Genomic DNA, 1,656 nt, shown 5'->3' on the forward strand with positions numbered 1-1,656 from the left:
GCGGAGGTCGCCGAAGGCCGGCGCGAGCCAGTGGGCGAGCGCCTCCGCGGTGCGGCGGGCGAGCGGCACCAGGGTTTGCCGGTAGAAGGCGCGGTTGGCCTCGGCGTAGTTGGCGTGGGTGTTGTCGCCCGGAAGCCCGAGGAGCAGCGGCGGCACGCCGAAGGCGAGCGCGATCTCGCGTGCGGCCGCGGCCTTGGCCTCGACGAAGTCCATCTCCTTCGGCGAGAGCGCCAGCGGCTTCCAGTCGAGCCCGCCTTCGAGCAGCAGCGGCCGCCCGGCATTGCCGGCGCCCTGGTAGTTCGCCTCGAGCTCGGCCTTCAGCCGCACGAACTGCGCCTCGCTTAGGGACGCCCCTGCCCCGGCGAAGACCAGCGCGCCGGAGGGGCGCGCGGCGTTGTCGAGCAGCGCCTTGTTCCAGGCGCCGGCCGCGTTGTGGATGTCGAGCGACACGGCCGCAGCCTCCATCGGCGACAGCCCGTAATGGTCGTCGGTGGGGTGGAACAGCGCGAGGTGCAGGATCGGCGGCACGGCGCCGGACTGGTCGTAGACGACGCGGCGCCCGCCGACCTCGTAGACGTAGCCGGCGGGCCAGCCGTCGGCGCCCGGCACCACCCGCATCCGGTCGGGGCGGAGCGCGAACAGCTCGCGCGGGACCCCGTCCAGCGACACCGCCTCCAGGTAGGCGTTCCCGGACACCATCAGGTGCCCGTACAGCGTCTCCAGCAGCCGGGTGCCGCCCTCGCGCGGGTTCGGCCGCGCCAGCAGCGCGGCGATCGGGTGGTCGACGGCCTCCGCGCCGGTGACGACCAGCGGGATCGTCGCGGCGCCCTCGGCGACGAGGCGCACGGCGCGGTGGACGACGGCGTTGCGCTGGTAGCCCTCGCGGGCGAGCGCGGTGCCGTCGCGGGCGGTCCAGACGGCGCGGGCGTCGCCGTACAAGGCGACGCTCGGCCCCCCGAGGGGCGCGGCCTTCACGGCCGGCACGTAGCCGGCGGCGCGCGCCAGCCGGGTGAGCAGGGTCGGCATAGGCGGCTCCTCGGAATGGAAGTTTTCCTATGCCTCATGGGTCGAAACCCATGAGGTCCGGCGGATCGCCGCCGCCCCGCAATCGCGGGGGCAGGACCTCGATGAGCCGGGCTCATCGAGGCTTGTTCAAAAGCTTCGGATTCGCGGCTCGGCGCGGGGGGCGAGCAGCAGGTGCGTCACCGCCCAGACCAGGGCGTCGAGGCGGTCGGGCGAGGCGCCGGACGAGAGCCCGTCCGGTCCGAAGTCGCAGAGCTCGTCCTCCAGCGCCGGCAGCGCGCCGACGTGGCGGACGCGGCCCTGCGCATAGAGCAGCGAGACCGGCTCGGCCCGCAGGTATTTCCCGCGGGTGGCGCGCACCGGCGTCACCGGCACCGCGGGATCGCACTGGGCGAGCACCGCGGTCGCCATCTCGCCGCCCTGGTTGACCTCGACCACGAGTCCGTCGGCGCCGAGCCGGTGGTAGAGCGCCAGCGCGGCGTTGGCCCAGGCCTGCGGGCCGGCCCGCGCCAGGGTCGCGTCGGCGAGCACGTAGGCGGTGTCGCCGAGCGCGCCCACCGCGACGATCCCGCAGGCGTCGGCCGAGCGGCCGGAGCTTGCCGGCGGGTCGACCGCGACGACGATGCGGGGCAG

Annotated in this window: 1 protein-coding gene and 1 pseudogene; both read right to left on the reverse strand. The window is 75.1% G+C overall.

What is annotated here, in order from left to right; translation table 11 throughout:
- On the reverse strand, nucleotides 1-1,026 hold a 1,026-nt coding region (locus FV222_RS25245; RefSeq protein ID WP_147815930.1), incomplete at its 3' end, for a phage portal protein.
- 126 nt (nucleotides 1,027-1,152) lie between these two features.
- A pseudogene (locus tag FV222_RS25250) lies at nucleotides 1,153-1,656 on the reverse strand (DNA-packaging protein); the annotation flags it as partial.

The sequence above is a fragment of the Methylobacterium sp. WL103 genome (assembly GCF_008039885.1).
Classification (GTDB): Bacteria; Pseudomonadota; Alphaproteobacteria; order Rhizobiales; family Beijerinckiaceae; genus Methylobacterium; species Methylobacterium cerastii.